The organism is Frateuria sp. GZRe12, from assembly GCF_051900535.1.
Lineage (GTDB): Bacteria > Pseudomonadota > Gammaproteobacteria > Xanthomonadales > Rhodanobacteraceae > Frateuria_A.
In genome coordinates, this window is the sequence record NZ_JBHZGI010000001.1 from 702,307 (window position 1) to 715,735 (window position 13,429).

At 68.3% G+C, this 13,429-nt stretch carries 7 protein-coding genes; all 7 read right to left on the bottom strand.

What is annotated here, in order from left to right; genetic code table 11:
- Positions 1–41 precede the first annotated feature (41 nt).
- Complete coding sequence (locus tag ACFWZ4_RS03200) at positions 42–1,727, bottom strand: trehalase family glycosidase (protein WP_439703276.1); 1,686 nt, start codon at positions 1,725–1,727, stop codon at positions 42–44.
- Positions 1,724–2,800 carry an alpha/beta hydrolase gene (locus ACFWZ4_RS03205; RefSeq protein WP_439703277.1) on the bottom strand — a complete coding sequence of 359 codons (1,077 nt, stop codon included), beginning with the start codon at positions 2,798–2,800 and terminating at the stop codon, positions 1,724–1,726. Before ACFWZ4_RS03205 ends, ACFWZ4_RS03200 begins: the two co-directional genes overlap by 4 nt.
- A complete protein-coding gene (locus tag ACFWZ4_RS03210) occupies positions 2,797–5,175 on the bottom strand; it encodes a glycoside hydrolase family 65 protein (protein ID WP_439703278.1) in 2,379 nt (792 codons plus the stop codon). The genes ACFWZ4_RS03205 and ACFWZ4_RS03210 overlap by 4 nt, the downstream gene beginning before the upstream one ends.
- The gene (locus ACFWZ4_RS03215) at positions 5,172–7,418 is read right to left on the bottom strand and encodes a glycosyl hydrolase family 95 catalytic domain-containing protein (RefSeq protein ID WP_439703279.1); all 2,247 of its coding nucleotides are present in this window, start codon (positions 7,416–7,418) and stop codon (positions 5,172–5,174) included. Before ACFWZ4_RS03215 ends, ACFWZ4_RS03210 begins: the two co-directional genes overlap by 4 nt.
- A 241-nt stretch (positions 7,419–7,659) precedes the next feature.
- The gene (locus ACFWZ4_RS03220) at positions 7,660–10,206 is read right to left on the bottom strand and encodes a TonB-dependent receptor (protein ID WP_439703280.1); all 2,547 of its coding nucleotides are present in this window, start codon (positions 10,204–10,206) and stop codon (positions 7,660–7,662) included.
- Positions 10,207–10,397: 191 nt separating this feature from the next.
- Complete coding sequence (locus ACFWZ4_RS03225; RefSeq protein ID WP_439703281.1) at positions 10,398–11,405, bottom strand: LacI family DNA-binding transcriptional regulator; 1,008 nt, start codon at positions 11,403–11,405, stop codon at positions 10,398–10,400.
- 77 nt (positions 11,406–11,482) lie between these two features.
- Positions 11,483–13,315 carry a 3-hydroxybutyrate oligomer hydrolase family protein gene (locus ACFWZ4_RS03230; RefSeq protein WP_439703282.1) on the bottom strand — a complete coding sequence of 611 codons (1,833 nt, stop codon included), beginning with the start codon at positions 13,313–13,315 and terminating at the stop codon, positions 11,483–11,485.
- Between the last annotated feature and the right edge of the window lie 114 nt (positions 13,316–13,429).

Below are 13,429 nucleotides of genomic sequence, written 5' to 3' on the forward strand. Positions count from 1 at the left end.
AGGATAGCGCAGCAGCCGGCCGTCGCCCGTGAACCGTCTGATCAGTGCACCGCCGGCGCCTCGGCGCTGCCCGCGGTGGCAGGCGCCCTTGCGGGTGCGTTCTGCAGCAGCTGGTGCAGCTTGAGGTAGACCGCGTTGGTCCAGCCGAAACCGATCACGTTGGTGGTGTAGCCGGCGGTGATCTTTACGTCCGCGTTGCCCAGCGCCATGTTGTATTTCTCGCGGATCGTGCCGTCGTGGGCGAAGCCGGTTTCCACGGTGGCCATGAACTTGTGCGCCAGGCGCTGCGCATCGTCATGGAAGCCGTAGGCGTCCAGGCCCGAGACCGCCAGCCAATTGGTGGGCGCCCAGCCGAACGGCTCGTCCCACTGCGCGCCGCTGCTCAGGTTGTCCATCGACAGGCCGCCCTTGCGCTCGAACACGGCCAGGTGCTTGTCCAGCGAGGCAGCCTGTTCCCTGGAGGCAAGCCCCGCCCACAACGGCCAGTACGTGGTGACATAGGGCTGATCCGAGGATTTGCGGTGGACGACGTCGTAGTCCATGAACATGCCGCGCTGCTCGTTCCACAGGTACTTGCCCATGGCGGCCTTGCGGCGCGCCGCGGCATCGGCCCACTGCTGCGCCTCGGCCACCTTGCCCAGTTGCAGGGCAAGGTCGTGCAGGTCGCGCTCGTAGCGATAGAGCAGGCTGTTCAGGCCCACGCCCGCGTAGTGGTGAGTGGTGCCGCCGTAGGGACCGAAGTGGAAGTTGGTGTCGAAGCCGGACTCGCGCATCGCGCGATCACCCAGGTAATAGTCGGCGCTCAGCCGATAGCCCTGGGCCCACGCGCCGGCGCAGACGGTCGACGCCTGCAGGTCGCAACTGCTGGATTTCAGTTTCGCCGTTTCAGCCGAGTCCGGATGCTCGGACGCCTTCACCAGATAGCCGGGATCCTGCTTGGGGTGGGCCAGCACCCAATTGATCACGCCCTGGTAGTACTCGCTGCCGTGCATCTCCGGCACCGGCCCGGCGCCCAGGTCGAAGTAGCGCGCCAGGCCCGTGTCGCCCGCGCGATGCTCCGGCCGCGTCCAGATGTGGTAGTTGGCAACCACCAGCGGATACGCGCGGGCCAGCCAGGCGTGGCGTTCGGCCTCATCCTTGAAGGCGCCGGGCGCGGCCAATACGTCCGAGACCATCCGGCTCAGGAACGGCGGCTGCGAGCGCGTCAGGTAGTAGGTGCGGTTGGCGTTGAGCACGCCGCCGTAGTGCTCGACCTCGAACAGCATGTTGTCGGTCATGTCGCGCGCCAGGTCATCGCGGTGGTCGGCGAGCAGGCCTAACTGGATGAAGTAGCTGTCCCAGCCGTACATCTCGTTGAACTGGCCACCCGGAACCACGTACGGCCTGGGCAGGTAGAGCAGGCCTTCGGCCGGAAGCTTCGATGGCATCAGCTCGCCCAGCCGTTCGATGCGCCGGGGCAGCGTGCGCACCTCGACCTTGCAGCGCCGGGCGATGTCGTCGATCCCCGCGGGCTTGTCCAGGTCCGCCGGCAGGTAGAGCACGGGGCGCGCGTCCATCTTCGGATCGTGCAGCGCGGAGCAGTCATCGAGCGAGCGGGTGAGCGTGTCCCAGGCCTTGTGGATGTAGGCCTGTGTCTTCGCAGGGTCGGGAGTGGCGGCACTCGCCACGGTGGAAAGGACGAGCGCCGTGGCGCCGAGCAGGGAAACGATCCGCGGACGGGTCTTCATGGATGGGCTTCCTCTTGCGGTGGGGCGAGGTGGCGCTCGAAGAACGCCACGATAGTGCGGTAGGCCTGCCGCGACTCGGGCAGTTCGGGGTCGGAGAAGAACGAATGCCACATGCCTTCCCACACGTGCAGCTCGGCCTCGACGCCGGCCTCGGTCAGTAGCGTCTGGCTGTGCACCACCGAGCTCATCGCCATGTCGCGCGTGCCGGTGATCAGCAGGGTCGGCGGGAAATGTTTGAGCAATTCGGGCGAGAGGCCCGGTTGCACCCTGGGGTCGCTGGCGTCGATGCCGTGGAAATACGGCAACGTAGCGAGGTCCAGCGGCTCCGCCGGCACGCCCTGCCCGTTGAGCAACGGCCCGACGTAGGCCGAGTCGCCGGCGATGGTTACCAGCGAGCCGCAGAAGGTGCCGATCGCGCCGGGCACGGGCACCTTGTCGGCGATGAAGCGGGCCACCGCCTCGCCGGTCAGGATGCCGCCGGCCGAGCAGCCGTAGATGCCGATCTCGCTTGGCCGATGGGTTTGGAGCAGCTTGCGGTAGACGGCCTCGACGTCTTCGCTGGCGGCGGGGAAGGTGTGCTCGGGCCCCTGCCGGTAATCCAGCGTGATGACCTCGATCCGGCCCAGGCTGGCGACCGGAATCGCTTCGACGAGGCCGCCACTGCCGGCGCCCCAAAGGAAAGCGCCACCGTGCAGGTTGACCAGCACGCGATGACGATTGGCCGCGCTGACGCCTTGTTCGGGCAGCACCACGTCGGCGCCGACGCCGGCGATGGTTTCGTGCCGGACGGTGACCGGATAGAGCTTGCGCATGCGCGCGGCGCGGTCGCTGTTGAGGCGATCGTAGAAGCGCCGGCTCCGCTCGATCGGCGCGCTGAGAGGCGGCGACTGAGCACCCGCCGCCAGCATCCCGGGGAAGAACGCGCGCGCCGGCGGCGAAGCGAACTGCGAATACGGGATCGCCACCGAAGCGGCGGTCACCGTGCCGTCGGGCCTTACCCCGGCCTGCTCATCGGCCCCGGCCGCGACCGCGAACAGGCAAGCCATAACCGTGAACAAGGCGCGGGCATTCATGGCCGGTCCTCCGCGGGTCGGCGCGTGAGCGCGACGCGTCCGTTCCGATCGCGGCTCACGGTGATGTCGTAGTACGCACCACGCAACGCTACGTGGGTCAGCGTGAAGGCGTGCCACGTCGGCGGCAGCACCGGCGGATAGGCTGCGACCAGGCCGCCGGGTTGCAGGCGAAGGCCGGTGAAACCGTACTCGATGGTCTGCAGCAGCCCCCCGGCGGCGGTGATGAAGTATCCGGTGTTGTTGTTCGGCGTCTCGGTGCGCACGTTGAATGGGGGCTGCATCACGCCGGCGTGGAGGTTGCGCTGGAACCACGCATTGGCCCCGGCGGCATCGCCCAGCGTGGCCGCGTAGATCGCCAGCGGCGCCAGGCCCATGCTGTTCGGATCGCGATGCGATTGCGTGATCGGCGCCAGCGCGTAGTCATAGTCGCGCCGCCGCACGCCCGGCTCCATCGGCAGGTCCAGCGAAGGCAGGACCAGCATCGGCAACGAGCTGCCGCCCCAGGAATCGATGTCGTGCGGCACTGACGGGTCGAAGTCCAGGTGATGCCCGGCCCTCGCGTCGAAGGGGACGAACAGCTTGTCCGCGACCTCCGCCCAGCGCGGATCGGCCTTCTCGCCCAGGACCGCGGCGGCCCGCGCCGCCAGCTGTAGCGCCTTGCGGGCCGAGACGTTGGTGAAGGTGTCGTTGGGCACGTCGTTGTAGTCCTCGTCCACCGAGGTGACGTGCGGGATTTCGTAGCGCTTGCGTTCGGGCACCCAGGTCGCGCGGCTGGCCCAGAAGTCGGCGACCGCGTGGATCACCGGCCAGCCATGGTCGCGCAGCCAGCCCTTGTCGCCACTGGCCAGCCAGTACTGCCATTGCGCGATGGCCACGTCCGCCGTGACATGGATCTCGCGCTCGCCGAGCACATAAGCCGGGTGCGGCGTCTGCTCGGTGCCGTGCTGCGGATCGGACTCCCACGGATACATCGCCCCGCGCAGTCCCCTTTCCCGGGCGCGCGCTTCGGCAGCCGGCAACGTGCGGCTGCGGAAGTCGACCAGCGATCGCGCGCGCTCCGGATGCAACAGCAGCAGCGCCGGGAACACCCAGGTGTCGTTGTCCCAGAACACGTGCCCGGCATAGCCAGGAGTCAGGCCGCAGGCGCCGCTCGGCCAGGCGGTGCCGGGCGTGACGTTCGACAGCAGGTAGTACAGGTCCGAGTGCACCATGCGCTGGGATTCGGGATCGCCCTCGATCCGGATGTCCGAGCGCCACAGGTCGTGCCACGCGGCGACGTGGTCCGCGCGCAGGCGCGCGAAGCCGTTCGCGCGCGCCTGCCGCACCAGCGCCAGATCTGCGCTGGCGTCACCTCCCCAGCCCTCGCGCGACAGCGCCACGAACTTGCCGAAGGTGTAGGTGTGGCCCTTGCGCACCCTGGCCTTCAGTTCGAGGGAAAGCCGCCAAGGGCTGCGGTAGACGCGGGCACCGCTCGGCGCGAGGCCTTCGGGCAGCGCCACGGCGACCGCCTCGGCCATCGACAGTCCCTGTTCGGCGCGGCCGTCCAGCGACAGGGTCAGCCCCTTGGCATCGCCATGCGCGTCGAGCACGTGGGTGTCGCCGTGGTACCACAGCGGCGCGCGGTCGGGCGTGGCCGGCGGGATAGGCTCGAGCTTGAGGTTGTTCGCCGCCACCGCCTCCTGCATCTGCTCGCCGGTGAGGCGGGCCAGGTCGAAGCGCGGCTGGTGCGGCGCCCACAACGCGAGCGGAAAGGACAGCTCCACCTCGCCGTCGAACTCGGGCGTGATCGACAGCTGCGTCGCCGCCAGGTGCGGCGAGGCCTGGCTGACCAGCGAGACCACCTCGATGCGCGTGGCGCGGCCGTGGTCGTCGTAGCGGTAGCGCGTGGTCAGCGTGCCGTCGTGCAGGTCCAGCACCTGGCGGTAGTCGCCGAACACGGCCGGATCGAGCGCGACCTGGTTGAGCCAGAAATGCCCGGAAGACGACGTGCCGGTGCTGTAGTCGATGCCGCTCCATCCGGGTATTGCCGCGGGACGGGAGACGTCGCCCTCGGCGTAGTCCATGAAGGCGGCCATGTAGGACAGGTTGTCCTCGGTGCCGCGCGGGGCGCTGAGCGTGGCGACATAGCCATTGCCGAGCTGGGTCGGAAAGTACGTGGGGAAGTCGCGGGCGGTGGCGGTGAGCAGGAAGCTCGGGTCGGTGGCGGCGGCCGGCGCGGAAAGTGCGAGGGCGGCGCAGGCGATCAGCCACAGCATCCACAGGGCGATGCCCTCGAGCGATCCCTTGCCGAACAGCGTGGCTGCAGGAGCGCCCCCCGGCGCGACCCGGGCATGGCGGTCGCGCCCAAGGGCGCTCCTGCAGGGATCGCGGTTCATGGCGCCGCCTTGCGCACCAGCTGCACCTTGCCGTCGGCGCCGCGCCCGACGTGGATGTCGAAGCGCTTCCCGCGGAAGTGCACGCCCTTGAGCGTCAGGCCGCTCCAGCCCGGCGGCAGCACTGGCGCGTACTTTTCGCTCAAACCGCCATCGTCGATGCGCAGGCCGGTGAGGCCGTAAAGCATGCTCTGCAGGAAACCGGACGAGGTCGCGAGGATGTAGCCGGCGTTGTTGGCGGCGGTCTCGGTGCGCACGTTGAACGGGGCCTTGAGGAAGCCGACCAGGTTGCGCTCGATCCATGCACCGGCGGCGGCCGCATCGCCCAGTTCCGCGGCGCCGACGGCCATCATCACCATCATCATCTCGTTCGGGTCGTCACCGTGGCTCTTCAGTTCCTGCAACTGGAACTGGAAGTCGTTGCGGCGCACCTGCGGCGACATCGCAAGGTCGAGGTTCGGATACATCAACCAGACCAGCGAGGAACCCATCCAGGTGATCTTGTCGTGCGGCACCGACTTGTCGAAGTCCAGGTGGCGCTGCTCGGCCTCGTCGAAGGGGATGTACATCTTCGAAGCGATCTCGCTCCAGCGCGGGTCGGCCGCGGCGCCGACCACGCGCGCCGCCTTCACCGCGATCTGCAGCGCCTTGCGCGCGGCGGCATTGGTGAACGAGTCATTCGGCACATCGTTGTAGGCCTCGTCGGGCGAGGTGACGTGGTGGATCTCGTAGCGGTCGTGCGCCTTGTCGTAGGTGACGCGGCTGGTCCAGAAGGTGGCGATGCCCTCCAGCACCGGCCAGGCCTGCGTCTTCAGCCACGCCTCGTCCCCGGTGGCGAGGTAGTACTGCCACTGCGCGATGGCGATGTCGGCGTTGACGTGCACCTCGCGGTAGACCTCCCAGGCGAAGTGCGGCGTAACGTCCACGCCGGTCTGCGGATCGGCCTCCCACGGGTACATGATGCCCTTCACGCCGTACTGGCGTGCCCGCGCCCGTGCGGGTTCCGTGGTGCGGTCGCGGAACATCACGATCGGCTTGGCGCGCTCCGGATGCAGCAGCAACAGCGCCGGTAACACCCACGAATCGCTGTCCCAGAACGCATGACCCGCGTAGTTGGGCGTCAGCGCGCAGGCGCCCATCGGCCAGGCGGTGCCGACGGTACTGTTGGACAAGAGGTAGTAGAGGTCCGAATGCACCGCCTTCTGCACCGCCGGGTTGCCGTCGATCACGATGTCGGATTGCCACAGCGCGTGCCAGGCGGCCTGGTGCTCGGCCAGAAGGCGGTCGAACCCGGTAGTGCGCGCGGCGCTCGCCAGGGCAAGCACGTCCTGGTCGTCGCTCCAGCCCTCACGCGAGAGCGCCAGGTATTTGGTGAAGACGTAGCGCTGCCCCTTGTGCAGCGTGGCGGTGATCTCCAGCGAAAGCCGGGTCGGTGTCCGCTCGAGCTTCACCGCGTCGGGCGAAAGGCCTTCGGGTAGGCCGATCGCGGCGGCCTCCGCCATTCCGAGCCCATGCTGCGCCCTGCCCTTCAGTCCGAGCGTCAGCGCCTTGGCATCGCCATCGGCGGAAAGCACCTGCGTGTAGCCCGGATACCAGACCGGGGCACGGTCGGGCGTCGGCACCGGCTTGTTGTCCAGGTTCTGACCGCTGGCGATCACCGCCGCGATCATCTCCTCGCCGCCCATGCTGGCGATCGGGAAACGCGGCTGGTGCTCGGACCACAGCCGCAGCGGGAAGCTCAGCTGCACCGGGCCGTCGAACCGCGGCGTGATGGCGATCTGCGTGGCCGCCAGGTGCGGCGAGGCCTGGCTGACGAACGAGGTGACCTGGATGTCGCTGGCCTTGTTCGCATAGGCGAAGCGGTAGCGCGTGGTCAGCGTGGCGCCCTGCATGTCCAGCGTCTGCGCGTAGTCCTGGAAGATGCCCGCGTCCAGCCGCGTGCGGTTGAGCCAGCCGCCGCCGGGGTTGTAGTCGATCTCGCTCCAGCCGGGAATCGCCGCCGGGCGCGAAATGTCGCCGGGCTTGTAGTCCATGAAGGCGACCATGTACGCGGCACTGGGCTCGGTGCCGCGTGGCGAGGTCATGGTGGAGAAGTAGCCGTTGGCCAGATAGCTCGGGAAGTAGTTGCCGAAATCCTTGGCTGACGCGGTGAACTGGAAGCTCGGATCGGTGGCGGCGAAGGCCGGCGCGGCAACCAACGCAATGACGAGCGGGAACACCGCGAGTCCGACGGGAAAGCGCTTCATGGGCACTCCTCTTTGCTGCCGGGCTTAGTGCGAAGGCGGCACCGCCTGGCCGTCATTCCCGCGGAAGCGGGAGGCGCCTTTCAACAGCGACTGCGGGACTTCGATACCGCCCTCGTCGAGGGCGGCCCTGGATTTGCCGTTCTCACTGGAACGACGCCCGGGCCTTTCCGGGTTCCATCCCGGGAACCCAAAAAAGGCGCCTGCGCCCGCCATCGGCAGGGCGCAGGCAATCCGGGGTGCCTCAGAACATGTACTTCACTTGCAGGTTGACCTCGCGACCCTCCAGCGGACGGGCCAGGATCACGCCGGTGGTGCCGGCGGCCGAACCGAAGATGCGCGAGTTGCTTTCGGTCAGGCCCAGCTCGTTGGTCATATTGGTGCCCTGCAGGCGCACCTGCCAGCTCTGCTGGATGTTGGCCACGATGCCGAAGTCCCAGGTGTGGTAGCTGCCCAGTTGCTGCAGGCCGGAAATGTCCTGGGTGTGCGGGCCGACATGCGTGAAGGTCACGAACGCCAGCACGTCGCCCCAGCTGAACGGCATGTCGTAGCTGGGCGTGAACATGTAGCGCACCTTCGGCTGTCGCTGCAGCTGCACGCCGTTGATGTTCGCGCAACCGTCGCCGGCGACCGGGTTGGTGTAGGGAAGGCACGAGCGGTTGTGCGAGTACACACCGTCCAGGTAGTTGCCGACCAGCTGGAACTTCAGGTGCTCGATCGGACTCCAGGCCGTGTTGATGTTCACGCCCTTCGAATCCGAACCGTAGGTGCTCTGCGGCCCGTTCGGCACGCCCTGCTCGTCGGTCGGCTGGTACAGCAGGCCGTTGAACTGGCGGTGGTACACGCTGATGTCGGCGTAGAACTGCTCGCTCTGGTACTTGAAGCCGCCTTCGAAGTTCTGGATCTTCTGGATCGGCGCGGTGTTGCCCGTGGTGTTGCCGCGGATGCCGTTGTCGAAGTCGTCGAAGTGCGCGCCGCGGTTGGCGCGGAAGTACACGCTCATGTTGTCGGCGAGCTCGTAGTTCACGCCGAAGGTCCACGACGGGTGGGTCTTGTCGTAGCGGGTATGGGCGAAGGTGCCGTTACACACCGGCACGTTGTTGTCGTAGATCGTGTTGTCGTTGCCGTCCAGGTTCTGGTTGGTCAGGTTGCAGACGTCGTTGACGGCGTTCTGGTTCTCCACGCGGCCGGAGAGGTCGATGAGCCACTTTCCGATGCGCCAGATGTCCGACAGGTAGAACGCCTTGTTGTTGGCGGTGCCGTGCTGGGCGATGTTGTAGCCGCCGTAGTCCAGGAAGCCCTGGTTGTCGGTGAGCTGGTTGACGCCGTTTGCATCGACGTAGGTGACCGTGATCGGCCGCGCGTTGGGCGTGTTGGTCATGAGCATCTGGTTGCCCAGCGCCCATTCGTCGTCCATCGTGTAATGCGCCAGGTAGAGGCCGGCGGTGAGCGTGTTGCCCTCGAAGATTTCCTTGCTCAGGCGGAAATCGTTGTTGATGTTCTTCAGGTGCTTGTGGATGAACCACCAGCCCTGGTGGATCACGCTCTGGTTGGGATCGACCGCGCCGCCGCCCACGTAGGTGGCGGTGGCCGAGCCCGGCGTCAGGTTGAACGCGCCGATCTGGCTCTGGTCGGTGTAGAGCATGTCGTTGAGGCTGCCCGGGTTGGTGCCGGAGAACAGTGCGTTGGTGTCGACGTCGCCGCCATCGATCAGAAACTTGTCCGACAGGTTCCAGCCATTGCCCAGGTCGTAGTCGAAGTTGCCGCCGAGGAAGCCGACCTTGGCGCCGCGGCCATTGGCCAGGTTGGCATCGCGCCCGCCGCCGGGATAGCCGCGCAGGAACACGTGCTGGATGGCGGGGCCGTTGTAGGTGTCGGTCAGCGGATCGAAGCCCGGGTAGGCGCTGAAATTGTCCGTGCCGCTCTGGATCAGCGGGATCGGCGTGATGAACTGGTTGCGGTCGTTGAGGTAGCGCGCGTACAGCGTCATCGAACCGTTGTCGCTGTCGTGGGTGAACGTGCCGGTGAGCTGGCCGCCCTTGTCCGCCGCGAACTTCGGATCGCGCACACCGTCGGAATCGCGGTAGAAGCCGCCGATGCTGCCGTAGGTGTTCTTGGCGATCGGGAAGCCGAAGAAGCCGTCGACACGCTTGAGGTTCTCGTTGCCGTAGGTCACGCCGATGCTGCCCGAAGGCACCTCGGTACCCTGCTTGAGGATGAAGTTGGCGGTCGCGCCGATCTGGCCGTCGCCGAACACGACCGACGGGCCACCCTGCACGATCTCGGCGCGATCGACCGTGTCGTCGAGGCGGAAGATCGAGGTGGTCTCGAAGAACGACAACGTGGGCATGCCGTACAGCGGCGAGCCCATCATCTGGGTGCTGAAGTAGGGCGCATCGCCGCCGCCGGGGAAGCCCGCGATTTCGATGTTGGCGCCGGTCTGGCCGCCGGTGGACTCGGGCCACAGGCCGGGCGAGATCTTCAGTAGGTCGGCCGTGCTCTTGGGATTGGCCAGCTTGATCTGTTCGGCGGTGGCCGTGGTGACCGAATAGCTGGTGTCGATCTTGCGCAGGCCGCCGGTGGCGGTGTTGCCCGTCACCACGACCTGCTCGAGGTTCTTGGCGCTCGCCTTGCTGGGCGGCTGTTGCTGCGCCTGGGCATCGGCCGGTTGGGTGGCGTCCGTTTGCGGCGCCGTGTTCTGCGCCTGATCATCGTTCTGCGCCAGCGCGATGCTGGGCATCAGGCAGGCGGCAATCGCCGCGGATAAGGCCAGTCGCACGTGCTTGTTCATCAGCTTCGCTCCCCGCATAAGTGATGTTCAGACGGCATGGACCGCGCGCGCGGCCTGCCGCTTCGCCCTTGTTGCGCCCCACTTGTGTGCCTTGCACCCGCGGTCTGTTGCCGCAAGCGGGGCACATGTTTGCCTTGCTTTGACAGCGCTGTCAATTTGCCTTGCAACAAATTTCTTACACGTTCTTTCCCTTACGCCGCCTGTGCGGTGGACTCGCGCAGTTCCAGCGAGAACGTGGCCTGCACCATCGCGCCGGGCCGCCCGCGCAGGGTGTCGAGCAACTGCAGCGCGGCGATGCGGCCCATTTCGCGGCTGGGCTGGTGGATGGTGGTGAGCGTGGGCCAGATCTGGCGCGCGATCGGGGTGTCGTCGAAGCCGCAGACCGAAACGTCCCCGGGCACCGACAAGCCGTGCTCGCCGGCCGCCCAGATCACGCCGGCGGCCATGTCGTCGTTGGCCGCGAACACCGCGGTCGGCCCGCGTCCTCGTGGCAGCGAGAACAACCGCCTCGCCGCCGCCACGCCACTGCCGAAGGAGAAGTCGCCAGGCACCTCCAGCTCCGGGTCGCGCTGCAGCCCGGCCTCGGCGAGCGCCGCGCGATAGCCGGCCAGGCGCCACTGGCTCGCGCCGTGGTCCGGGTGCCCGATGACGTGCGCGATGCGCCGGTGCCCCAGCGCCAGCAGCGTCGCCATCATCTGGCGCGCCGCTTCCGGTTCGTCGATGAAGGCGCCGATGGTGCCGGCGCGCTCGATCGGCGAAACGCTGGCGTAGAGCACGCGCCGCTCGCGCAGGCGCTGCAGCAGCGCGGGGTTGTCGGTGATCGGCGGCGTCAGCAGCAGGCCGTCGGGATGGTGGTGCGAGAGCAGCCGGTCGACGCGATCGACGAAGCCGGCCTCCTCCATGTGCAGCGGCCGCACCATCATGCTGTAGTGGTGCAGGTCGCAAGCCTCCAGCACGCCAGCCTGGATCTCGGTGAGGTAGTTGGACGAAGGGTTGTCGTAGAGCATCGCGATCAGGAACGAGCGGTTGCTTGCCAGGCTGCGCGCCGGCTGGTGCGGGCGATAGTCCATCGCCGCCATCGCGGCAAGCACCTTCTCGCGCGTGGGGCCACGCACGTTCGCTTCGTCGTTGAGCACGCGGGAGACAGTCTTGGGCGACACCCCCGCGGCGCGTGCCACATCTTCCAGGCGTACCCGCATGGCGCGTCCTGCATCGACAGCTGGTGGCGGTCGACTATGCGTGCTGCGCAGGCCGGGCACAAGCAGAAGTTGGACGGCTACTCCAGGTCGAGCGCCGCCCGCGTAAGCGCCTGCGCGCCCCGCGGATGCCCCGACGGCGTGCGGATATCGGCCATCCATGGCGCGCTTTCGAACAGGTGCGCCCACAGACGATCCAGCGCGGCATAGCCATACGGCAGCAGCGGCAGGTGCCGTTCGCCGAAGCCGGGCAACGGCAGGAACGCGTCGAAGTGCTGCGCGTGCGGCACCTTCCAGTACAGCGGACGGCGGCCTTCGGCGCGCAGCCAGGCGATGTACGGCTCGGAGGTGAAAGCGGTCGGCAGCAGGCCGTCATCGGCACCGTGCACGACCCACAGTGGCAGGTCCGCGCGTGGCAGTCGCGCCACGGTCGTTTCGACGCCCGCGTGCAGCGCCCGCGCGGTGGCGTCGTCGCCGTCCCAGAGCGCGCGCAGGCATTGCTCGCCGACGAGGGTGGGATCGGCCGAGCCGTCGGTGCCACCGAACAGGCCGATGCCGTTGCCAGGCGGAATGCCCGCGCTGTCCGACCACCACGCCGCGCGGGTGGCCGCGTCGGCGATGCCGGGTGTGCCGTCCGTCCTGGCCGCGGCGTAGTGGAAGCCGCACGGCATGTTGGCTGGGCCGCGGCGCAGATAGGCCGAGGCGTAGCCGGCGGTGATCGCGCGCCACAGGTCGAACGCGGTCGATGTGGCCGCGACCTCCATGGCCGCGTCGGTCCAGCCCGATGCGCGGAGATGGTCGTACGCTTCAGCCGCCTGCGCCGCAGGCGTGGCGGACTCAAGCAGGCCCCGCGCGTGCAGGCTGGCGCAGCGCCGCGGCCATCCGTGGGTCGTCGGCGCGCGGGCGAAGGGCACCGCATCGAAGCGCGCGCCGGTCAGTGCGCAAGGCAGCCAGATCGCCGCCTCGGTGGCGTAGTCGTAAAGCTTGCGGCCCTGCCCGGCCAGTTGCACGTTGGGCTCCAGCGCGACCACACCGTCGAGCAGGCGCTCGTCGTCCAGGCCCGCGGCCTGCAGTACTGCGCCGCCACCGTTGGAAAGGCCGGTCGCGATGATGCGCGTGTTCTTCGGCGTGAACGGCGCAAGCTCCGGATAGGCACGGTCGAGCATGGCCAGCCCGAAGCGGGCCGCCTGCAGCACGTGACGACCCCAGTCGGCTTCCGGGTTGTCGCCCGAGTGCAGGTGCTTGACCGCGATGCCCGCGCCGGCCGGCAGCGGTGGCGGCGTGAACTCCAGTGGCGCCTCGCCGCGCTTCGCGCGGCGGCCATCGAGCGCCACGCCGCCGTCGTCGGCGTAGTCGAAGAAGCCGCTGCCGGCACCCTTGTCGGTATAGGCCACCGCGCAGCCCTTCGGCAGAGCCCAGGCGCCGGCCAGTGCGATCGCGCCGTAGATCCCGCGCGAGCCGGACGAAGCGGTGACCACCAGGCAACGCTTGTCCTTGTCGAAGCCGTCCGGCGCCTGCAAGAGCACGCGGTGGGGCTGGTGCGCGCCGCGGACCCACGCGAAGGCCTCGTACTCGCGTCCCGGCACCGCCGGGACGCCGCCGTAGACCTGGCCATAACCGCCCAGCGGACCGAGGTCGGCGATGCCTTTCCAGCTCATCTGGATCGCGCGGCGACGCAGTTCCTGCGACGTGGGGTGGGCTGGATCGGCGAAAGGCACCGGCGCGCCGGCCAGGCCCGTGAGGCCGAGTCCGGCGCTGAGCAGGTCGTCATGGTCGCGGTGCGTGGTGACCCGCACCTCGCCCGGGACGAATTCGATCGATGGCATGGCAGGCTCCGCGGCCGCGGCGTGGGCGGCACCGCCGGCCAGGACCGGCACCAGCAACAGGGTCAGGCGCTTCACGAACGCGTTCATTGCGGCACCTTAGCAAGCACGCGCGCGGACGCCATCGTACGAAGGTCCATGTTGGCGCCTTTTCCAGATGAGCGCCCCGATTGCGTCACGCGCGGTCGCGCACCGCTGCGCTCC

Excerpts from the sequence above, each read along its gene's own strand:
- ACFWZ4_RS03200 (WP_439703276.1), bottom strand. The coding sequence starts at position 1,727 with ATGAAGACCCGTCCGCGGATCGTTTCCCTGCTCGGCGCCACGGCGCTC.
- ACFWZ4_RS03205 (WP_439703277.1), bottom strand. The coding sequence starts at position 2,800 with ATGAATGCCCGCGCCTTGTTCACGGTTATGGCTTGCCTGTTCGCGGTC.
- ACFWZ4_RS03210 (WP_439703278.1), bottom strand. The coding sequence starts at position 5,175 with ATGAACCGCGATCCCTGCAGGAGCGCCCTTGGGCGCGACCGCCATGCC.
- ACFWZ4_RS03215 (WP_439703279.1), bottom strand. The coding sequence starts at position 7,418 with ATGAAGCGCTTTCCCGTCGGACTCGCGGTGTTCCCGCTCGTCATTGCG.
- ACFWZ4_RS03220 (WP_439703280.1), bottom strand. The coding sequence starts at position 10,206 with ATGAACAAGCACGTGCGACTGGCCTTATCCGCGGCGATTGCCGCCTGC.
- ACFWZ4_RS03225 (WP_439703281.1), bottom strand. The coding sequence starts at position 11,405 with ATGCGGGTACGCCTGGAAGATGTGGCACGCGCCGCGGGGGTGTCGCCC.
- ACFWZ4_RS03230 (WP_439703282.1), bottom strand. The coding sequence starts at position 13,315 with ATGAACGCGTTCGTGAAGCGCCTGACCCTGTTGCTGGTGCCGGTCCTG.